This is a genomic window from Agrobacterium sp. CCNWLW155 (genome assembly GCF_036888815.1).
Lineage (GTDB): Bacteria > Pseudomonadota > Alphaproteobacteria > Rhizobiales > Rhizobiaceae > Agrobacterium > Agrobacterium radiobacter.
On the sequence record NZ_JBAKFW010000004.1, the window covers coordinates 393062 to 414388 of the forward strand.

Annotated in this window: 17 protein-coding genes; 8 read left to right on the forward strand and 9 right to left on the reverse strand. The window is 58.5% G+C overall.

The annotated features are described in order from the left end of the window. Positions 1 to 91: 91 nt before the first annotated feature. On the reverse strand, positions 92 to 757 hold the full coding sequence (locus V6S97_RS16315; protein WP_080864671.1) for a GntR family transcriptional regulator: 666 nt from the start codon (positions 755 to 757) through the stop codon (positions 92 to 94). 266 nt (positions 758 to 1023) lie between these two features. Between V6S97_RS16315 and V6S97_RS16320 the strand changes: the two genes are divergently transcribed. The 6 genes from V6S97_RS16320 to amyA all read left to right on the forward strand — a co-directional run bounded on the left by V6S97_RS16320 (position 1024) and on the right by amyA (position 8843). Then, on the forward strand, positions 1024 to 2280 hold the full coding sequence (locus V6S97_RS16320) for an NRAMP family divalent metal transporter (RefSeq protein WP_003505852.1): 1257 nt from the start codon (positions 1024 to 1026) through the stop codon (positions 2278 to 2280). Positions 2281 to 2300: 20 nt separating this feature from the next. Continuing rightward, positions 2301 to 3068: a LamB/YcsF family protein gene (locus tag V6S97_RS16325; protein ID WP_003505845.1), complete on the forward strand. Its 768-nt coding sequence runs from the start codon at positions 2301 to 2303 to the stop codon at positions 3066 to 3068. Between the two features lie 11 nt (positions 3069 to 3079). Continuing rightward, entirely contained in the window at positions 3080 to 3889 is an 810-nt protein-coding gene (locus V6S97_RS16330) for a putative hydro-lyase (protein ID WP_003505842.1), read from the forward strand. A 7-nt stretch (positions 3890 to 3896) separates the two neighbouring features. Then, positions 3897 to 5513: a 5-oxoprolinase/urea amidolyase family protein gene (locus tag V6S97_RS16335; protein WP_111792691.1), complete on the forward strand. Its 1617-nt coding sequence runs from the start codon at positions 3897 to 3899 to the stop codon at positions 5511 to 5513. After that, positions 5510 to 7243 carry an acetyl/propionyl/methylcrotonyl-CoA carboxylase subunit alpha gene (locus tag V6S97_RS16340; protein ID WP_111792690.1) on the forward strand — a complete coding sequence of 578 codons (1734 nt, stop codon included), beginning with the start codon at positions 5510 to 5512 and terminating at the stop codon, positions 7241 to 7243. The genes V6S97_RS16335 and V6S97_RS16340 overlap by 4 nt, the downstream gene beginning before the upstream one ends. Positions 7244 to 7355: 112 nt before the next feature. After that, the gene (gene amyA, locus V6S97_RS16345) at positions 7356 to 8843 is read left to right on the forward strand and encodes an alpha-amylase (RefSeq protein WP_112357022.1); all 1488 of its coding nucleotides are present in this window, start codon (positions 7356 to 7358) and stop codon (positions 8841 to 8843) included. A 30-nt stretch (positions 8844 to 8873) separates the two neighbouring features. On the opposite strand, the gene soxR is transcribed toward amyA, so the two are convergent. Beyond that, entirely contained in the window at positions 8874 to 9329 is a 456-nt protein-coding gene (soxR, locus tag V6S97_RS16350) for a redox-sensitive transcriptional activator SoxR (RefSeq protein WP_003505833.1), read from the reverse strand. A gap of 157 nt (positions 9330 to 9486) precedes the next feature. Further along, complete coding sequence (locus V6S97_RS16355; RefSeq protein WP_111792689.1) at positions 9487 to 11595, reverse strand: TonB-dependent receptor plug domain-containing protein; 2109 nt, start codon at positions 11593 to 11595, stop codon at positions 9487 to 9489. 147 nt (positions 11596 to 11742) lie between these two features. Here V6S97_RS16355 and V6S97_RS16360 point away from each other — a divergent pair, with 147 nt between their 5' ends. After that, positions 11743 to 13212 (forward strand): glycosyl transferase family protein, encoded by a 1470-nt coding sequence (locus tag V6S97_RS16360; RefSeq protein WP_111782346.1) that lies wholly within the window; start codon positions 11743 to 11745, stop codon positions 13210 to 13212. A gap of 7 nt (positions 13213 to 13219) precedes the next feature. Here the strand turns inward: V6S97_RS16360 and V6S97_RS16365 are convergent, their stop codons facing one another. From V6S97_RS16365 to repA, 6 genes are all read right to left on the reverse strand, one after another. Continuing rightward, a complete protein-coding gene (locus tag V6S97_RS16365) occupies positions 13220 to 14419 on the reverse strand; it encodes a low temperature requirement protein A (RefSeq protein WP_111792688.1) in 1200 nt (399 codons plus the stop codon). Positions 14420 to 14472: 53 nt separating this feature from the next. Continuing rightward, on the reverse strand, positions 14473 to 14757 hold the full coding sequence (locus V6S97_RS16370; RefSeq protein WP_107676730.1) for a hypothetical protein: 285 nt from the start codon (positions 14755 to 14757) through the stop codon (positions 14473 to 14475). Between the two features lie 65 nt (positions 14758 to 14822). Next, entirely contained in the window at positions 14823 to 15035 is a 213-nt protein-coding gene (locus V6S97_RS16375) for a hypothetical protein (protein ID WP_003505824.1), read from the reverse strand. Between the two features lie 457 nt (positions 15036 to 15492). Next, positions 15493 to 16770 carry a plasmid replication protein RepC gene (gene repC, locus V6S97_RS16380; protein ID WP_080864662.1) on the reverse strand — a complete coding sequence of 426 codons (1278 nt, stop codon included), beginning with the start codon at positions 16768 to 16770 and terminating at the stop codon, positions 15493 to 15495. Positions 16771 to 16955: 185 nt separating this feature from the next. Continuing rightward, positions 16956 to 17969, reverse strand: a complete 1014-nt coding sequence (gene repB, locus V6S97_RS16385; protein ID WP_003505821.1) for a plasmid partitioning protein RepB — start codon at positions 17967 to 17969, stop codon at positions 16956 to 16958. Next, positions 17966 to 19180, reverse strand: a complete 1215-nt coding sequence (gene repA, locus V6S97_RS16390) for a plasmid partitioning protein RepA (RefSeq protein ID WP_026363408.1) — start codon at positions 19178 to 19180, stop codon at positions 17966 to 17968. Before repA ends, repB begins: the two co-directional genes overlap by 4 nt. A 434-nt stretch (positions 19181 to 19614) precedes the next feature. Here repA and V6S97_RS16395 point away from each other — a divergent pair, with 434 nt between their 5' ends. Beyond that, a complete protein-coding gene (locus V6S97_RS16395) occupies positions 19615 to 21000 on the forward strand; it encodes an FAD/NAD(P)-binding protein (protein WP_111792687.1) in 1386 nt (461 codons plus the stop codon). Positions 21001 to 21327: the final 327 nt, after the last annotated feature.

Below are 21327 nucleotides of genomic sequence, written 5' to 3' on the forward strand. Positions count from 1 at the left end.
ATGACGCAGCGCAGCAAACTTGGCAATCGGCTGCGGATGCAAAAAATGGATGGAGCGGCAAGGGCCGTTTTTTCCCCTGCCGCCCATCATGTCACGATGCGTGTTCGACGGCGCGTTCAAGCGCCTTCAAAACCGTTCGCTCGGAAAGATTGAGATAAATTTCCATCTCGTCGCCAGCCTCTCCAGCTTTTCCCTCTTCCATCAGCGACAGTATCTTACTGTTCATGTCCACAAAGGGGGAATGAAGCTGTTCGGGATCTTTCAAAAGCCCGAAACAAAGCCTGAGTTCAGCGGCGATGCGCTCGTAAAAATCGCTGAGACGGGCGCTGTCGAGGAGATCGACGACGGCGGCATGAAACTTCATGTTGGCGCTGCCCACGCCCAGCCAGTCGGCCTCGTCACGCTTGACCTTGGCATCTTCGACGGCTGCGCGCATCGCTTTGATCGCGGGGTGCTTGTGCCAGGCCTGGCGCAGCGCGCCACATTCCACCATGCGCCGCACCCGATAGATATCGATGACCGAAGACATGGTGGGAACGGCGACAAACACGCCGCGATTGGCCTCGTGGCGCAACAGGCCGTCCTTGGTCAGCAGCCGGAAAGCTTCGCGCAGCGAATTGCGGGAGACGTCGAAACGTTCACTGAAGGCTGCCTCTGAAAGGCGCTGCCCCGGCATCAGCTCGCCTGATATCAGCAGGGTGCGGATACCCTTGGCCAATCGATCAGCAAGTGGCAGACCCTCTATCGTTTCCGTCATGACGCTCCTTTCCGTAAGAGCAATGCAGCATCGGGAATTCCGTGACAGGCATGTTCGGACACGGCATGATTGCCCATAGCACAAAGCATTAGCAAAGCACGAAAAAAACGTGATGAATTCCTGCGCATAACGTCCAACAAATGAACAGAATAACAGAACGATTATTATTTATTGTTGAACAATGTTGACAATTTCGCGGAACACGACAAGATCGACCGCATAAAGCATCCGCGAGGGGCGGATTGCGATTGGAGCGGAGAAAATCCATGGAGCAGAACAAGCTCTCGCCCGCCGACCCTAACGAGGTTGCGCGCAAGGCGAAGAATCAGCGTTATGCCTTGCTTTCGGCAATGTTCCTGATGTCGATGTCGGCCGTCGGACCGGGCTTCATCACGCAGACGGCGAATTTCACGGTGAAACTGGGCGCCGCATTCGCATTCGCCATCATTATTTCCATACTGATCGACTTCGTCGTGCAGGCCAATATCTGGCGCATCGTCACCATCACCCGCATGCGCGCGCCGGCGATTGCCAATGCCGCCATTCCGGGCTCGGGTTATCTGCTCGCCATTCTCGTCATCATCGGCGGCCTGTTCTTCAACATCGGCAATATCGGCGGCGCAGGCCTCGGCTTCAACGCCATGATCGATCTCGACCCGAAGATCGGTGGCGCGATCGGCGCCCTGGCGGCCATCGGCATCTTCCTGTCGCGGCGGGCGGGCATCGCCATGGACCGCGTGGTTTTCGTGGCCGCCTTCGTCAAACTCGCGCTGATCGTTTATGCGGCTTACGTCTCCGGCCCGCCCGTGGCGGAAGCCTTCCGCCAGACCTTCCTGCCCGATACCATCGATTTCGTCACCATCACCACCATCGTCGGCGGCACGGTCGGCGGTTATATTACCTATGCCGGCGCACATCGCCTGCTGGACAAGGGCATGGTGGGCGTTGAAAATATCAACGCGGTCAATCGTGCGGCGCTAAGCGGCATCGCGATTACCGGCGTGCTGCGCTACATCCTGTTCCTTGCCATCCTCGGTGTCGTCGCCAGCGGCGTGGTCATCGATCTCTCCGGCAAGGCGGCAAACCCCGCCGGCCAGGCTTTCCATGCCGCCGCCGGCGATATCGGCTTCCGCCTATTCGGCGCGGTCTTCCTCGCCTCGGCCATGACCAGCATCATTGGTGCGGCCTATACCTCCGTGTCGTTCCTGACGGCTTTCAAGCCTGACATAACGGAGCGCCAGCGAAACCTGGCAACCGTCGGCTTCATCGCCATTTCGCTGATCGCCTATGTCATCATCACCACACCGCCTGCAGCCATGCTCGTCTTCGTCGGCGGCCTCAACGGTCTCGTTCTGCCGATCGGCCTTTCGATCTTCATGTATGCAGCCTGGAAACGCGCCGATCTGATGCACGGTTATCACTACCCGCGCTGGTTGCTGGTGCTTGGCGTGCTGACCTGCGCACTCACCTGGTATATGGCCTATAAGTCGGCGGGCGCAATCTTCGCCCTGCTCGGCTACTGATAAATTCAAGGGAGGCAAACATGGCCGCTATCGATCTCAACAGCGATCTTGGCGAAAGTTACGGCGCATGGCGCATGGGTGACGACGAGGCGATGCTCGCCATCGTCTCCAGCGCCAACATCGCCTGCGGATTTCACGCAGGTGATCCGGCCGGCATCTACCGCACCGTCAAGGCCGCTGCCGAAAAAGGCGTGGTTGTCGGCGCCCATGTCTCCTATCCGGACCGCGTCGGCTTCGGCCGCCGTGATCTGGACGCGACCTCGGAAGAGCTGATTGCCGATGTCATCTATCAGATCGGCGCGCTGAAAGGCGTCGCCGCCGCTGCCGGCACCACGGTGCGTTACGTCAAACCGCATGGCGCGCTCTACAACCGCATCGCCAATGACGCGAAACAGGGGCAGGCCGTTATCGACGGCATCAAGGCGATAGACTCGTCGCTGGTATTGATGGGTCTTGCAAATGCCCCCATCCTCGATCTCGCCCGCAAGTCCGGTCTTGCCGTCGTTGCCGAAGCCTTTGCGGATCGTGCCTATACGCCTCAGGGCCAGCTCGTTTCCCGCCGGGAAGCCGGTGCCGTCCTGCATGATGCGGCAAAGATCGCCGACCGCATGGTGCAGCTCGCCCGCGAAGGCACGCTGGAGGCAATCGATGGCAGCATCATAAAAATCGAGGCGCAATCCATCTGCGTGCATGGCGACAGCCCCGGCGCGGTTGCCATCGCCCAGGAAATCCGCCGCCGTTTCGAGGCTGATGGCATCGACATCCGCTCCTTCGCATCCAATCGCTGAAAGGGTAGCCGATGACGATACCGACATCCTATCTCAACCACACGGACGCGGACGCCGCGCGAAAGGCCCGCGCCATCTATCGCGACGGCCTCGTCGCCCCAACCTCTGGCATCGCACCCGGCTTCACGCAGGCGAACATGATCGTGCTGCCGCGCGACTGGGCTTTCGATTTCCTGCTTTATGCGCAGCGCAATCCCAAACCCTGCCCGGTGCTTGATGTCTCCGATCCCGGCTCGCCCACCACGCTTCTCGCGCCCGGTGCCGATCTCAGAACTGATCTACCGCTCTACCGCATCTGGCGGGACGGCAAGCTTGCCGAGGAAACGGCTGATGCCACCGCTGCGTGGGCTGAGCGTGACGATCTCGTCGCTTTCCTGATCGGCTGCAGCTTCACCTTCGAAACGCCGATGGTGGAAGCGGGCATCGAAATCCGCCACATGACCGACAAGAGCAATGTGCCAATGTATCTCACCAACCGGCCCTGCCGTCCGGCGGGTCGGCTGAAGGGCAATATGGTCGTTTCCATGCGGCCGATCCCGGCGTCGCGTGTTGCCGATGCGGCAACCATTTCGGGACGTTTTCCGGCGGTGCATGGCGCGCCCGTGCATGTCGGCGCGCCGGAAGAAATCGGCATCATCGATCTTGCCAAACCCGACTTCGGTGATGCGGTGCGGATCGAGCCGGGTGAGGTTCCGGTCTTCTGGGCCTGCGGTGTGACCCCTCAGGCCGCGGTCATGGCATCCGGCGTGCCTTTTGCGATCACCCATGCGCCGGGCCACATGTTCATCACCGATATTCCCGATTCCGCCTATCACGCGTGAGGATATGATGCGTTTTCTCCCCGTCAGCCTCACCACCATTCTTGTCGAACTTGCCGATCTCGATGAAACGCTGGCGCTTTTCGCCTCGCTTCAGAGTGATCCGGTCGAGGGCATCGAAGAGACGGTGCCGGCGGCCCGCACGTTGATGATCCGTTTCCGCCCCGAAAAGATCGGTGCGGAGACGCTGGCCGCGCAGCTCGCAAGCCGTGATCTTTCGGCGAAAATTGCACCTTCGGACAATCTCGTCGAAATCCCAGTCCATTATAATGGCGAGGACCTCGCCGATGTTGCCGAACTGACCGGCATGAGCATAGAAGAGGTCATCCGTCGCCACACCGAAAGCGAATTCACCGTGGCCTTCTGCGGTTTCGCCCCCGGTTTCGGTTATTTGGTCGGCGGCGATCCGGCCCTGCATGTGCCGCGCCGGCAAAGCCCGCGCACCCGCATTCCGGCCGGTTCAGTGGCATTGGCCGGAGCCTTCAGCGGCGTCTATCCGCAAAACAGCCCCGGCGGCTGGCAGATCATCGGCACGACGCCGGTGAAAATGTGGGATATTGACCGCGATCCCGGCGCACTTTTCCAGCCGGGTTACCGGGTGCGTTTCTTCGACATGAACAAGGCCGGCAAGACGGTCGATATTCCCGTCTCGGCACCGCGTAGTTCGCAAAAAGAACCGATAAAGGACGGCCCACATTTCGAGGTGCTCGCCGCACCCATGCCCGCCATCTTTCAGGATCTCGGCCGCTTCGGCCAGACAGGGCAGGGTGTATCGGCTTCCGGCGCCTTGGATCGCGGTGCGTTCAACGCCGCAAACCGCATCGTCGGCAATCCGGTTAATACGCCGTGCCTTGAACTGACGCTCGGCGGTTTTTCCTTCAGGAGCACAAGCCGCACTGTCATCGGCATTGCCGGTGCGCCCTGCCCCGTCACCATTACCACGGCGGATGGCAGCTTCGCGGCAAAGACCGATGGCCCGGTATCCCTCGAACCCGGCGATGTCGTGACTTTCGGCCAGCCGCCGAAGGGCATGCGCTGTTATCTTGCGGTACGCGGCGGCTTTGATGTTGAGCCGGTACTCGGCAGTTTCGCAACCGATACGCTCGCTGTTGTCGGTCCCGAACCGGTGGGCGCTGGCGCCGTCCTTTCGCTCAAGGGTGAGAAGTCCGGCCTCTCCAGCGTATCGATCAACGAAGTTCCGGCCTTCGAACCTCCGGCAACCGGTGAGGTCGTGACACTGGACGTCGTTCTCGGCCCCCGCACCGACTGGTTCACGCAGAAGGGTATCGAGACGCTGACCGGCCAGTTCTGGCAGGTCACGCCGCAATCGAACCGCGTCGGCATCCGCCTTGCCGGCGACGTGCCGGTGGAACGCAAGGACAGCGCCGAACTGCCGAGTGAAGGCACGGCGACAGGGGCGATCCAGATACCGCATAGCGGCCAGCCGGTTCTCTTCCTTGCCGATCACCCGCTGACCGGCGGTTATCCCGTCATCGGCGCGGTGGCGGAATATCATCTCGATCTTGCCGGGCAGATCCCCGTCAACGCCAAAATCAAATTCCGCCCGATCGGCCTATTCGCCGAAATCGCGGCCAAGAACATAGAATTCCGAGGAGAAGAGCGATGAAAAAAGTGCTGATTGCCAATCGCGGCGAGATCGCGGTGCGCATCATCCGCGCATGTCGCGATTATGGCCTGCAATCGGTCGCCGTTTATGCCGATCCCGATCAGGATGCGCTTTTCGTCCGGCTGGCGGATGAAGCCTATGCGCTGGAAGGCGTGCGCCCGGCCGAGACCTATCTCGATATCACCAAGCTGATCGCGATTGCCAAACGTGCCGGCGCGGATGCCGTGCATCCCGGCTACGGCTTCCTGTCCGAGCGTGCTGAATTCGCGCAGGCCGTGCTTGATGCCGGCTTGATCTGGATCGGCCCGGACCCGCAGGTTATCGAAGCATTGGGCGACAAGGTCGAGGCGCGGCGCATCGCCACCGGCGTCGGCGCACCGCTGGTCGCCGGCAGCGACGGCCCGGTCTCTTCCGCCGCCGAAGTCACAGCCTTTGCCGAAGAACACGGCCTGCCCGTCGCCATCAAGGCAGCGCATGGCGGCGGTGGTCGCGGCCTGAAAGTTGCTTGGAAGATGGAAGAGATCGCCGATCTCTACGAATCCGCCGTGCGCGAGGCGACAGCCGCTTTCGGCCGCGGCGAGTGCTTCCTCGAACGTTTCCTTGACCGGCCGCGCCATATCGAGGCGCAGGTTCTCGCCGACAAGCACGGCAATGTGCTGGTACTCGGCACCCGCGACTGCTCGCTGCAGCGCCGGAACCAGAAACTGATCGAAGAAGCCCCTGCCCCCTTCCTGTCCGCCGAACAGCGTCAGAAAATCCATGCGGCCGCCAAGGCGATCTGCGCTGCCGCTGGTTATTCCGGCGCCGGCACCGTCGAATTCCTTCTCGGCGTCGACGGCACGATTTCTTTCCTCGAGGTCAATACGCGCCTGCAGGTGGAACATCCGGTTACCGAGGAAACCACAGGCATCGATCTCGTCATCGAACAGTTCCGCATTGCCGAAGGCCACAAGCTACGGGTGCTTGAAACGCCGGAGCCGCGTGGCCACTCCATGGAGTTCCGCATCAATGCCGAAGATCCCGGCCGGGGTTTCCTGCCCACACCCGGCTCGATCTCGGTTTTCGACGCACCTTCAGGTCCCGGGATTCGCGTGGATAGCGGTGTCGTCAGCGGCTCCAGCGTGCCTGGCGTATTCGACTCGCTGATGGCGAAGCTGATCGTCACCGGTGCCGACCGCGATCAGGTCCTGCGTCGCGCCCGCCGCGCGCTGAAGGAGTTCCGCATCGAAGGCATCGCCACGGTGCTGCCATTTCATCGCGCAGCGATCGAAACCGAAGACTTCATCGGCACGGATGGGTTCAAGGTTCATACCCGCTGGATCGAGACCGATTTTGCCGCCATGCCGGATGCGATGGAACGACCGGCACCGGCCGACGACCCTTCCGTTACTCGCACTTTTCTGGAAATCGACGGCAAGCGCGTATCGGTTGGCCTGCCCAGCCTGCTGCTCTCCAGTCTCGGTGCGGTTAGCGGCAGCAGCGCGGCTGTTCCGGGCGCCGCCGCCACCAAGGAAAAGGAAGGTGAAATCCTCGCCCCGGTTTCCGGCACCTTGCAGTCCTTCAAGGTGGAAAACGGCGACACGGTTTCGCAAGGCGATCTTCTGGCCGTGATGGAAGCCATGAAGATGGAGACGCAGATTGTCGCCCCCAAGGCCGGCAAAGTCCGTCTGATCGTCAAGGAAGGCGACTATCTGCAGGCGGGCGCTGCTCTTCTCGACATAGCCGGCTAATATACGGACGGGCCATCGGGCCTCACAATTGCAGATCGCGCATCCCCGGCGGCGGAACCCTTTCGCCGCCGGGCCGTTTATGGCGCGACCTGCTAACTACTGTGAGGGAAATATGGCCGGACGCACCTTGCTTCAGTTCTTCCATTGGTATTATCCGGACGGAGGGAAATTATGGAGCGAGGTGGCCGAAAAGGCCGAAAGCCTTGCGAAAATGGGTATCACCGACGTTTGGCTGCCGCCCGCCTACAAGGGCGCCGCCGGCGGTTATTCTGTAGGTTATGATACCTACGATCTCTTCGACCTCGGCGAATTTGACCAGAAGGGCACCGTCGCCACCAAATATGGTGATCGCGCCGCCCTGGAACATGCCGGACGAACGCTGAAGGAAAACGGCATCCGTGTCATTCACGATGTTGTTCTCAATCACAAGATGGGTGCCGACGAGAAGGAAAAGGTGCGGGTTCGCCGCGTCAATCCTGAGGACCGTACCGAGATCGATGATGAAGACTTTCCGGCGCTTGCCTATACACGCTTCACCTTTCCCGGTCGCAACGGCAAACATTCCAAATTCATATGGGACCTGAAGTGCTTCAGCGGTGTCGACCATATCGAGGAACCGACCGAAGACGGCATTTTCCGCCTCGTCAACGAATATGGCGATGGGGAATGGAATGAGGAAGTCGATCAGGAAAACGGCAATTTCGACTATCTGATGGGTGCGGATGTCGAGTTCAGGAACCGGGCGGTTTACGAGGAACTCAAATATTGGGGCCGCTGGCTCTCCGAGCAGGTGCAGGTTGATGGCTTCCGCCTGGACGCCGCAAAACATATCCCGGCCTGGTTCTTCCGTGACTGGGTCGGCCATATGCGCGAAACGGTCGATCCGGATCTCTTCGTCGTGGCGGAATATTGGCACCCCGATCTCGAGGCGCTGAAAAGCTATCTCGAACTGGTCGACAAGCAGCTCATGCTTTTTGACGTCGCCCTTCACCACAGCTTCCATGACGCCTCGAAACAGGGCGGTGATTTCGACATGCGCAACATCTTCGATGGCTCGCTTGTCTCCGCCGTTCCCGACCACGCCGTCACGCTGGTCGATAATCACGACACCCAGCCGCTGCAATCGCTGGAAGCGCCGGTGGAACCCTGGTTCAAGCCTCTTGCCTATGCCATCATTCTGCTGCGCGAAGAGGGCGTGCCCTGCGTCTTTTATCCCGATCTGTTCGGCACCCGTTATACCGACACCGGAAATGACGGCAACGAACACGAGATCATCATTCCGGCCATCGAATGCCTGCCGAAACTCATCGAGGCCCGCAGCCTTTTCGCCAACGGAGCCCAGACGGATATTTTCGACGACCCGAGTTGCATTGCCTTTATTCGCCACGGCACCGCCGATGCGCCGGGCTGTGTGGTGGTGATGTCGAATGGCGAGCCGGCGGAAAAGCAGATCGATCTCGGTTCCGATCACGCCGGGGCGGTCTGGCGCGACTTTCTCGGGCACCGTGAAGAACATATTACCTTTGATGAGAGCGGCAAGGGCGTCTTTCCCACCAATGGCGGCAGCGTCAGCGTGTGGGTTCCAGCCGATTCCGAGTGAGGGACAATCGCCCCGTCCCGAAACTTCTGCTCACTCGGCGGACACGAGACGGCGCGGACCCGCGCCGTCATCGGCCAGAACATCATTCGGGTTGCGTAACGGACAATCATCCAGCGAAAGGCACCCGCAACCGATACAGCCGGTAAGCTGATCGCGTAGCATGATCAGGTTGTTGATGCGAAGCTGGAGCATTTCCCGCCAGGATTGGGAAAACCTGCGCCAATCGGCCGTCGTCGCTACCCTGTCTTGCGGCAGATCGGCCATCGCATCCCTGATGATGCTGAGCTGTATCCCGGCCCGCTGCGCGATGCGGATGATGGCGATGCGCCTCAGAACGGCGCGATGATAACGACGTTGATTACCGGCGGTGCGCCAGCCCTCGATCAATCCTTTCGCCTCGTAAAAATGGATTGTGGAGACGGCAATACCGCTGCGACGGGCAACCTCCCCGACCGTCAGGCTGTGTTTGAAGATGGTATTTTCCATTCTGGCTCCTGCTTCCAGCACGATTTCCGCTCGGAAAATGCGGAAACACAGTGAAGAGCAGCCGGTATAATTCCTCAACCATAGTTGAGGTCAATAGACGAACGTTCAAAAAAGAGGCGCCCAAGGGCGCCTCTGAATCTCTGTGACTGTGTCCAGATCAGAACTTCGCTGTCATGCTGATCCAGAAACGTCGGCCTTCCATGACGGTGTTGAAATCATCGGTGCCGACATCCTTGTCGAAGACATTGTAGATGGCGGCATTGAGGTCGACATTTTCGGCGACCGCATATTTCGCCCCGATATCCAGCGTGGTGTAGGCGTCATATTTGCGACCGGCCTTGCCATTGATCGTCACCGGCGTGCCATTCGTGCCGATGCGTGGGCCGGCGTTGATTTCCGATCCGTGGTAGTTCAGCGAGGCCCAGGCTTCCAGACCATTGATTGGGGTCACCCAGTCGCCGCGCAGATTGGCCATATGCTCAGGTGTCCGCGCCAGGGGGAAACCTTCGTAGTCACCGGTTTTCTGTTCGGAATGCGTATAGGTATAGTTGCCGCGCAGCGTCAGTTCTGGCGTCGCATACCAGGTCGCCGTCAGTTCCACACCCTGAATGACCGCATCGTCGATGTTGTAGTTATACCAGAGACGATAGTTGCGGTCTTCGCTCCAGCGGGCCGGTGTTCCATCCGGATTGAGCACCAGCGCGTTGGAGATCTTGTCCTTGAAATCGGTGTAGAAATAGGTAGCGCCGAGAGCAACGTCGCCATTGTCCCAGAGGGCGGCGACTTCGTAGCTCGTGCTCTTTTCCGCTTCGAGGTTGGGATCACCGATGATCACGCCGCAGGTGCCGCTTGGGCCATAGCTGCAGCCGCCGCCACCCGTCGTATAGGCGTAACCCGGCGCGATCTGGCGGATTTCCGGGGCGCGGAAACCGGTGGAAATGCCGCCCTTGATGGTCAGCTCTTCGGTCGCACTCCAGACGCCATAAAGGCGCGGGCTGAAGTGATTGCCATACTTCTCGTGATTATCGAGACGAAGACCGCCCGTCAGCGCGAAATTATCGACAATGCGCCATTCATCCTCAAGGAAGAGCGCCCATTGCGTCGCCGAAAATGTCTCATCGCGACCGGTGCGGCGTCCCGGATTCTGGTCCGTCAGCCGCGCCTCGAAATATTGTCCGCCTGTGACCAGCGTGTGGTTGCCGAACAATTCGAAGGGCGTGGTGAACTTGCCGTCGAGAACGGTATTGCGCACTTCCGGCGAGCGCGGGTTTTCGGTCACGCGGCCCGTGCGGATATTTCTGGTGAAGTTGGTGCGCTCCGCCCATTCCTGCTGGAACGAGAATTCGGATGTGGTCGGCCCCCAGCGGCCGGTATGCGACAGGGACCAATGGTCACGCGTATTGGTGTTGTAGGTGCCGTTGGCATCCGTCGCTGCCAGCGTCTCGCCGGGTTCGGCGTCGCGACGCAGCCGCGTCTTGCCGCCTTCGAGATAGATGTCATGATCTTCATTCGGCGTGAATGTCAGGCGGCCGTTGAAATCATATTCCTTGGCGCCTGTGGTGCCGTTCAGAATACCGTCTTCGCCGCGCGTGAAGCCCCTGCCCCAGACCTGCAGGCCGAGCTGGTCCTTCAGGATCGGTCCGTTGGCATACCAGGAGACCTGACCGCTATTGCCGAATTTGGAATGTTGCTGAACCGTGCCTTCGGTCGTGACCGAGCCGGACCAGACATCGCCGACCTTGCGGGTGATGATGTTGATGACGCCGCCCATGGCATCCGAACCATAAAGCGAGGACATCGGCCCACGCACTACCTCGATGCGTTCGATCGCCGAAACCGGCGGCACGAAACTCTGTTCGAAGCCGGAATTGCCGTTTGTGCGGGCATCGCGTGTGCTCTGTCGCTTGCCGTCAACCAGAACCAGCGTGTAAGCGCCGGGCAATCCGCGAATGAAAATATCCTTTTCATTGGCAATGCCGGTGACGGACACGCCCTGAACTTCGCGCAATGCATCGGTCAGATCGCGATAGGACCCTTTTTCCAGATCTTCCCGCGTGACAACCGTGATGCTGGCCGGAGCATCCTTCACATTCTGCTCGAAGCCGGATGCGGTGACCACAATCTGCTGAAGAACCGTAGTTCCCTCGGGGGCCTGCTGCGCGAAAGCCGGCATAGCAAGGCCCAAAGCCGTGCCCGCCATTGCTGCAGAAACACCGGTCTTTATTGTTGTCGCAGCCCTGTTCTGACCGCGGTACTTCAATTCCATGTTACGCCCCCGCATTTAACTTGAGAATTTAACCCCACTTATTTAGGAGGGGGTGCGGGCGCAACGCGTTTGTTTTCGAACAGTTCTAAATTCCAGAAATTGCAAAAAGGGCTCCCCGAATGAGCGGCGGAGTAAAAAAATCGCAAGATGACAACCGGCAAGAGAAAAGAAGAACCAGCCTCCACGACAAAACCCGACAGGCTCGGACAGCTGAAATTACTTGTCGCTTTTGATGCGTTGTTGCGGGAAGGCAGTGTAAGCCGGGCTGCGGCGGGCATGGGACTGCCGACATCTTCAATGAGCCGCATCCTGCAACAGCTCCGGGAAAGATACGGAGACCAGCTTTTTTTGCGTACTGGCCAGGGCCTGCGCCCTACCCCCTTTGCGGAGAATATGCGGCTGCGCATTCGTTCGCTAGCGGCGGAGGCCGAAAACCTGATCGACTATTCGCAGGACAGACCGGAGGCGCCGGCCGCCCTCGATAAAAGCGGTTGGGAACAGCCGGTATTGATGAAGGCGCCGCCGCTTTCCCTTCGCCCCAGCGTTCTTCTGGAAGGCCAGCCGACACCGGAAAATATTGCCGACCGTCTCGCCCGCATCGGGCACAATGCCGATCCGCAGCACCGGCTTGCCAAATATATCGCGACCTCGGCAATGGGCATCGGCAACAGCCGTCCGCTCGCCCAAGACGAGGCAATGGATGCGCTGTCGATCATTCTCGAGGGCGATGCCGATCCCATACAGATCGGCGCACTGCTCGCCACCATGCATTATCGCGGCGTGACCGCGGCCGAACTTGCCGGCTTCATCGAGGCCATGTGGCAACATATCGAAAGAGATCGGCAGCAGCCGGCAGCGGCGGATCTCGACTGGCCGGCCTACATGTCGCCGAAACATCGCGATGCACCGTGGTTCCTGCATTCAGCCCGCCTGGTTTCCATGGCGGGATACAGCGTTCTGTTGCACGGCCATGTGGGTCAGGGCGAAAATGGCGGCAAGCTTGAACTTGCCGCACAGGCCTGCGGCATTCCCCTTTGCCATTCGCTTTCACAGGCGGCCGAAGCCACATCCTCAGAGCGCATCGCCTATCTGCCGATCGGTGGCCTGTCCCTGCAATTTCAGAGCCTGCTCGGCCTGCATGGCATTCTGGAGATGCGCCTGCCGCTCAACACGGTCGTCCATCTTCTCAACCCGCTTCGCGCCCGAAGCACTATCATCGGCGTGGCCCGGCCATCCTATCAGGAACTTCACCGGGACACGGCTCGGCTGCTTTCGGTGGAAAACCTCGCCATTCTCGGCAATACGCGGGATTTTGCGCAATTCACCCCTTTCCGCACCACCCGGATTTTTGGCCTTTCAAAGGGCAGGGATGTCGAATTCCTCATTCCCGCCCGCGAGGCGCCGCCCGCCGAAATGCCGACCATGTTCACCACCTTCGAATATTGGCGGGCGGTCTGGACGGGGGCGGCAAGGGACGAAAGAGCCGAAACCATCATCATTTCCACCGCCGCCATCGCGCTGATGCTGGTCAATGATATGACTCTGCCCTTTGAGGAAGCCTATGCACGTAGCCTTCGGCTCTGGAACGACAGGGCGCGTAATCTGGCCAATGCGTGATTAGTCGTCAGGCATTGGTGCCTGCTTTTTTCAGCGCCAGATATTCCCAGAGGGCGACGAGCAGGAGAATTCCCGTGCTTGCCAGTTGCAGCACAAAAAGCGGAATACCCGGCGCCGGCAAAAGCAGGCAGAGCGCCACCACGCCGGCAAGATGCGAAACCGGCCGCTGATAGGCGGCGGCAATCTTGACGCCGATATTGCCGGCCAGAAACAGGACGGGACCGCCGAGAATGGCGATCGCCTCCCGCATGGTCGCGCCTTCGCGCGCGTGGGAGAGGCTGAAATCCTCACCTACCGCCGTCAGGATAATGCCGGCTACAATGGGCAAATGCCCGTAGTTGAAAAGATTATGGGCAATCTTCGCTTTTTCTTCGGCGTTCTCGGCTTTTCTCGAAGCCTCCTCCTGCCCGTGATGAAAATAGATCCACCACATCGCCACGGTGCTGACGAAAGCCGAGCAGAAGACGATGAATGTCAGACCCGAATTCATATATTCCGTGGCCGTGCGCCCCGTGGTGAGGATCGTTTCCCCAAGGCAGATGATGACGAAAAGCGCACATCGCTCCGCCAGATGCTCGCCGGAAAGATGCAGCCGGTCCTCGTCGCTTGAGGCCAAGCCCGGCACGACATAACGGCAGGCGGGGCCGGCATATTCGATTGCAAGCGCGATGCCCCACAGAAGAATGCGATCCGCCAGATCGACCAGTCCACCGGCCAGCCAGAACAGGCTTGATACCGCGAGCCAGATCGTCACGCGCACAAATACCAGAAAAGACTGCCGGTCTTCATCCTTGAAAGCATACAGCGCAAAGAGGCTTCGCCCCACCTGCATCGCGCTGTAGATCAGGGCGAAGACAAGGCCCTGTTCCGCAAAAGCCTCCGGCAGCGCGATGGCGAGCAAAACGCCACCGAACATCAGGACAAACAGCAAAATCCTGACCGGTTCCTTTTCCGTGTTCAACAGGTTTGTGATCCAGGTGGTATGTATCCATAACCACCAAAGCGATAATATCAGGATGCCCGCTTCAAGCGCTGCCGTCGGCCCAAAATCTTTGGCGAGGGCGTGGGAGAGCTGGATCAGCGCGAAAACGAAGACCAGATCGAAGAACAATTCGGGGAAACTGGCCTTTCCGGCATCCTGCCCCTCCCGCCTTATCCAGCTTTCCCCATCCGCCTTGCGTGAATAAGTCTCGCCCTTGGCTCTCATGCCACCCCCGTCAGATGTTGGTCGTCGCGATACGTCCGCTCACCAATGGCCTCTCACCGTTGGGAAAAAATCTCTTCGCTGCCCGCTTCGACCGGGTTCAATTTTTGACCGGGAAACTCCAGCGCCCGCGCACTGTCGGGATAAAAACGCGGCCCGACCAGACGAACCTTTTTTCCCGACACGTCGGTGATGTAGTTCGGGACCAAGACCTTTGGCGGAAGTGGGGTGCTATCTGCCCTGGAAACCTCGAGCGTGCTGACCTCGATAGGTTGGGCAAATACCGGCAAGCCCGTCATAGTGGCGAGCGCGGCTGCGAGAAAAAATGATCTTGGAAACATGGGACGCATCCTGGCACAATTGTTTGCGCCATAAACCGCCCTCGCCCGCTTTGGTTCCGCCCCTTTCAGATGTCCTCATCGAGGTAGGAGCTATATTGGACATAGTCCGCGCTCGGTTGCCCATCGATGATTTCGGGCGGCCTACCTTGACCGCCGGGAAGATGGCCGGCGTTTTCGAGCTCCGCCCTCAGAAGCTTTTCAATGGCCCTGTCCCGGGGCAAAGCGTTGTCCGCCATATAGAGAGCGACGGAGAGTTCCATATCATCCGGAAAATTCATCGGCTCAGCCATCCGTTTAAGCAATGAAGCGCAAACGCGGAACCTTGCCGAAAGTTCAACTTCGCCCGCCTCCACCCGAGGCCCGTCGTCTTTCAAATGTGCATTCCCGTGGAACTCATCCCGGGTTTTTGCAGCAGCCGGACATGCCTTTTATCCGGTGCTACACGCCCACTTTGACAGGTGATCGGTGTATACAGATTGCACTTTTCCGCCCTTGCAGCGCTTTTCCGACAAAAAGCATCCCCGACTCAAGCGTTTGAAAGCAATCACGGAAAAACGCAAACGAAAGCTAATTCGGACTTAGTTTTCATTACCCTGCATTAACCATAGAAACCCCTTGGCTACACTGTTGATATCAGCAGCCTCATGCGAATCTCTTTTTCTTGCGGAAACGGCGTTAATGTAACTTCGGTCTGCTTTTTCCGCAAGCCGAGACCGTTTTCCACGCTCCGTTAACTCAGCAGGGCATGCTGGCCTCCATAGTGTCCTTACGCCCTCTCAACTGGGCCAAGAGCATTGTCTGCATGTCGAAGCCGCCTTCCTGCGCCTTACGGGTCAGATTGCGCAGATACCCGCCAAGCGAACTTATCTGATCTGCTTTCTGCAGAAGGCAGGCGAGAATGGCTGCGGTTCCCTGTCGGCCAAATGTGGCAAGCGCATCCTGATAGGCGGACTGGCTGATGTTGAACATGGTTTTGATCACCGATGTCGCCACTTCCAGATCGCGCCAGCCTGTAACCGCTCCGCCTGGGGCATAGAGCGTGATGTCAGGGCAAGCCTTCAAAACCAAAACAATATCAGGAACAAAAAATTGTTTTTGAAGAACAGGCTTTGGGGATGGCGGTGAAGGTTTTGCACTGATGGGTGCCGCATATGCCGGCTGGGCGCTTACCGTGCTGGCAGGTGCAGTGGTTACCGGCTCGTGCAAATCCTGCCGTTTAGATATGGATTCGGATTCTGAATTCTTTATGAGGCGCTCATTTTGGCAGTCATTGCCGCCCAAATTTTCCGATTTTTCAATATTTTCCAGATAGTTGGTTACTTCAGCACGCAAAGAGGCCAAAAAACCGCCGATTTCTTTGAGTTCCGCGGGCTTGGAATTACGACCGAGAGAGCGGGCAATGGCGTTGTAACGTGTCTGAAACCCTTCGAAGGCTTCGACCTGACCGCTCGCAGCAATCATGTCGCAGAGTTTCTGGATATCGCGGCGGCAAAGGCTGATACTTTCACGAAGCCGCTGAAGATCGAGCCGCTCGCTGACGATGCGTTCGGCGAGTTCCTCAATTTCCGCTTTGCGGGCAAGAAGCGGTGCCAGCGAAAAACCGTAAGCCTCGCTGATTTCCCCTCCCCGGTGTTTGCGGGCGTATCGTTTTCCGTTCGGGCTGTCCTTGCGAATGATGAGGCCGGCTTCGACAAGAGCCGAAAGATGCCGGCGCAATGTCTGTTCGGCCATGCCGTGGGCACGGAGTGACAATTGCGCATTCGACGGGAAGACGACCAAACCGGCTTCGCTGGAAAGTTCGTTCTTGGGATAAAAACTCAAAAGCGCGTTCAGGACCGCAAGCGAGCGATCGGTCACGCCAAGCAAAGGCCGGGCTTCACAGACCGAACGATAGAGTTTCCATTTATCGACCGCTTCGATCTTCTTGTTTTTCTGCGCGGCAAACTGGGTAGCGAGGACGCCAAACGACATCGCTCGCCGCCCAAAGGGCGTCGTTACACATGTGCTGTCCATGTCTTTCACCTTTCACAAGGCAAAAGAAAATCGCTCACCGAAAAATTCGATGCCAAGACTCTTGACTATGATTCGCGGAAATGAGATTCTTCGGGTGCTTAAATCAAAGAAAGGCTTCCGCGCGGCAACGTTCGGGGGCTTTTTTCTTTTGTGATGCGTCTCCTGTTAGTCGTTCGAGTTAAAACTCACTGCTTGGACCGGTATTCGGCAAACAGCGTTTGAAGATGTTCCAGAACGAACTCGGCAAATTCCGGTGCTTCGTTCTTGTCGATGGAGATATCCAGCTTGCGGTCGCTCTCGACCACCTTCGCCAGCCGGCCGCCGGTTTCGGACGACCAGACACCGGTTTTTTTTGCCTGCGCCTTGGGCTTCAGGAAATCCAGAAGCGACTTGAAACGGTCTTCCGATGGCAGGGCAGCGACCGAGGCATCCCTCACATAGGCACGGGCCGCTTCCTTGACCTGAGAAGAGGAAAGCTGATCGGCGAGGTCCATCCAGTTACGACGGCCGACAGTTGGGGCGGGGCCAATAAGATCGACAAGATCCTCCGGAATGCGGCCGACAACCGACAGCATGTTGGAGAGATCGCCCTTGTGCAGCGACATGGCGGCCATGATCGTATCCCGCGGAAACCGTATCTGCAGTTTCTGGGCAAAGCGCGCCTTTTCGATATAGGTGAGATCCCGACGCTCGTTGTTTTCCTGTCCCTGGGCAACGACGAGCTGCTCATCGCTGAGATCACGTACGACCGCCTTGACCGGAATACCGAGGCTGGAGACTGCACGCAGGCGACGATGACCAAAGGCGACCTGATAACGGCCGGGGAACTCGGGATGCGGGCGCACCAGAATGGGAACCTGCTGGCCCTGTTCACGAATGGCTTCAACGAGACCTGCATCCGCCTCTTCGGAGGCTGGCATGCGATCAGGTATGAAAGAGGGATCGATATCGGCAGGGTTGAGCGAAACGATCGTGAGACCTTCTGCGAGCTGCCTTTCGATTTCTTCCGCACGCTTGGCGCGTTCCGATACCTCGCTGAGCGACTGGCCGATCATACCAACCGGGGAATTCAGAACGTCGGTCACGAGTTCCGGGGAACCAAGGATGGGCCTGATACGCGGACGCGACCGCTCGGATGCGGTCTCATTGCTGTCGGCGGCCGGAGTGCCAAGATTGGCGAATATCTGTTTTCTGCTCATGCTGCCCTACCCCACGCTTTTTTAATCAGTCCTTCGATTTCAGCGTTTACGTTGTTCATGGCTTCCAGCGCACGGTCATAGGTGGACCGGGTGAACTGGGTTCTTTCCACTTCGAAAAGTGTCTGGTTGGTCAGTCCGGCATCCGAGACGGCCGTGCTCTTCAGCATCGGGTGGATGAGGACGTTTTCACCGAAAATCGAGCGCAGGAAGGCGACCATCTGGTTCTGCGGTCCGTCGCTCGGTTCAAAACGGGTGATCAGATAACGCATCCAGTTATAGTCGGAACGTGCGCCCGCCCTGCCGATTTCGGCGAGAAGGTCGCCGGTCATGGCAAGGAACTGGTTCATCGACATCACATCCAGCATTTGCGGATGAACGGTGACGAGGACGGATGTGGCGGCGGTCAGAGCCGAAAGCGTCAGATAACCAAGCTGCGGCGGGCAATCGATGACGACGACATCGTAGAAATTCTGCGCCTGGGCAATTGCCTGACCAATGCGGGCGAAAAACAGTGTATCGCCGGGTGCGCGGCGCATCAGAGCGCGGGGCGTGTCATGTTCGAATTCCATGAGTTCCAGATTGCCCGGAACGATATGGAGATTAGGAATATAGGTGCCGCGAACGATTTCAGCGATCGGCCGGCGTTCGTCATCGTAACGAATGGCGCCATAAAGCGTTTCGTTCGGACCGACATCAATCTCTGGCTGATGACCGAAGAGCGCCGACAGGCTGGCCTGCGGATCGAGATCGATGGCGAGCACCCGGTAACCGCGCAGCGCCAGATATTGCGCCAGATGTGCAGACGTCGTGGTTTTTCCAGAACCGCCCTTGAAGTTCATGACGGCGATGACCTGCAACTCTTCGCCATCACGGCGGTGTGGCAGATAACGACGGGTGCCGCGTGCGCCCTGATCAAGGAATTTTCTGATCTCGTCCATATCCTCAACCGAATAGGAACGGCGGCCGGAGGCTTGGGCCGCATCGAGTTCCGGGCGTTCGGCGGCGATCTGACGAAGATAGGCCTCGCCGATACCGATCAGCCGCGCGGTTTCTGCCGGTGAGAAATGGCGCATGCTCTTTTCGGTGTGTGGTGAAAATGTATTTGCATTATGAGCCTGCAATTGGGCTGACAACGCAGCCGAATGCTGTTGTATAAGACTCGTCAGGTCGGGTGCTCCTGCGGCACGTCTTAAATCGGCACTCTGTGTCATCGGTCTTCTTTCGCTCGAAATTGCAGTAGCGGTTTTTTTCGAAAAAGGCGGTTTTTTCCGCAACTGAGATATAAGCGCCGATTCTCTTTTTGGCGCAATAGGCTTTTTTCTCAGGTGCGAAAGTGCCGCTAAGGCATTGTGGAAGAATCACTTTTGTTTTTTGTGACAGTTTGACGGTTAGCCGCGGCTAACTTCGCCCTGACGATCAGACAGACGGGCGCGGATCGCGTCTTTTCACACAAGGAATGTATGCCCGCGCAGAAGTTTGCCGCGGCTAACTTTTTGGTTTTGACCCACTGCACATCCGATCATCCCGCGGCAAAAAGTGAAGGGTGGACATTCGCGGATGTTTAATCTCTACTCATTGACTAGAGTATCGTTGGGTTCGACGCCCGTCGTCTGGCTGTTCAAGCTGTCGCAGGTTGGAGGAATGAATGTCCTATGATGTCGCTCTCGTCGGGTCGGGTTTCTCGGCCATTTGTACCGCCGCTCATCTTTTATCGTCCCTGCCGGCGGAAGCCTCGATCGCTATCGTGGGCGATGAATCGGATTTCGGGCGCGGCACCGCCTATCGTACCGAACTTCCCTATCATCGGCTGAATGTGCCAGCCGGGCGAATGAGTGTCTTCCCTGACCGCCCCGGTGATTTTGTCGACTGGTTGGCGGAAAATGGGATAGCGGAGGATCCTCTGCTGTTCGCCTCGCGTGGAGACTATGGTCTTTATCTTCGCGACAGGCTGGCGGGTTTGCTTAGAAGTAGGGAGCAACGGGCGCGGGTGGATTTCGTTCGGGCCAAGGCTTCGGCCTGTCGCCCGGATGGCAATGGTGGATTTTCTTTCGCTCTGGAGAATGGCGAGCAGTTGCGCGCGCAGAATGTCGTTTTGTGTCTCGGTGTCGGCGCGGCGAGTTTGCCGGTGCAAACTGTCGCGAGGGAGGAAGAGGGGCCACAACGTATCATCGGTCACTGCTGGCAGCCGGGATGGCTGTCCAAAGTCAAGGCCGGAGATCGCATCTGTATTCTGGGTTCGGGTCTGACGATGATCGATCAGGTTCTGACCCTGCGGGGAAAAGGGCATCAAGGCCCGATCCATGTTCTATCCCGTCGCGGCCTGGTGCCGCATCCGCATGTCAGTCCGCCTGCTCCCCCCACGGAGCCTGATCTGCCCGATGGCTCGACGGAGATCAGCCTGTTGCTGCAGTCTTTACGCAAACAGGTCAGCGATGGCGCACCGTGGCGCACCGTTATGGATGGTTTGCGGCCGAAAACACAATTGCTGTGGCAACGCCTTACACCTGCGCAGCGCAGCCGGTTTCTTCGGCATGCCTTGCCTTGGTGGAATATCCATCGGCACCGCATCGCGCCTGAGGTCTCTGGTGCTTTCGAGAAGTTGCTCTCGGACGGCATTCTGGAAATTCATGCGGGTTACCTCCGGTCCATAGACGAAGGGGAGGAGGGGATTGCCGTGCGCTACCGCCGCAGACATACACAAGTGGTGAGGGAACTTCAGGTCGATTGGGTCGTCAATTGCACGGGCATGGAGCGGGCCGGCATCGGTCATTCGCGGCTTCTTGAAGCCATGTGCGGCGAGGGTGTTATTTCACTGGACCCTTTCGGGCTCGGGGTCGAGGTTGACGACCACTCCCATTTGCTGCGGACGGACGGACGAAGCTGGCCCGGTCTTTTCGCCGCGGGTGCGCTGACGGCAGGCCGGTTCTGGGAGATAACCGCTGTTCCGGATATTCGTGTGCAGGCACAGAAGATCGCGCGGGAGATTACGCGGAGAGTGACCGCGAATGATCGGGTTGCTGCACAGGGCTGATCCGGCCGAAGAATCGACCATAGCGAGAGGTGCCGTCATAACAGACATTCTCGGCGCCTCTTGATTTTGATGTTAGCCGCGGCAAACTTTTTCTTTGAATGAATGTGCTGACTATTCATTGGAGGCCGAATTCGCGGATTCGAGGCGGCTGATGAATGTCGCGTGGGCTTTCCGCACGATAGCAACGAACGTTCTTTGGTGAAGTACCGCTTTTTGCCTTCAAAGTGCGTATTCCCGCAATCAACTGGGGTAAAAGACCGAGACCGTCTTTGCGGGGTAATGTCCGCGATTGCTAAATAGTTTACATAGCTTATGGAAGTTCGTCAT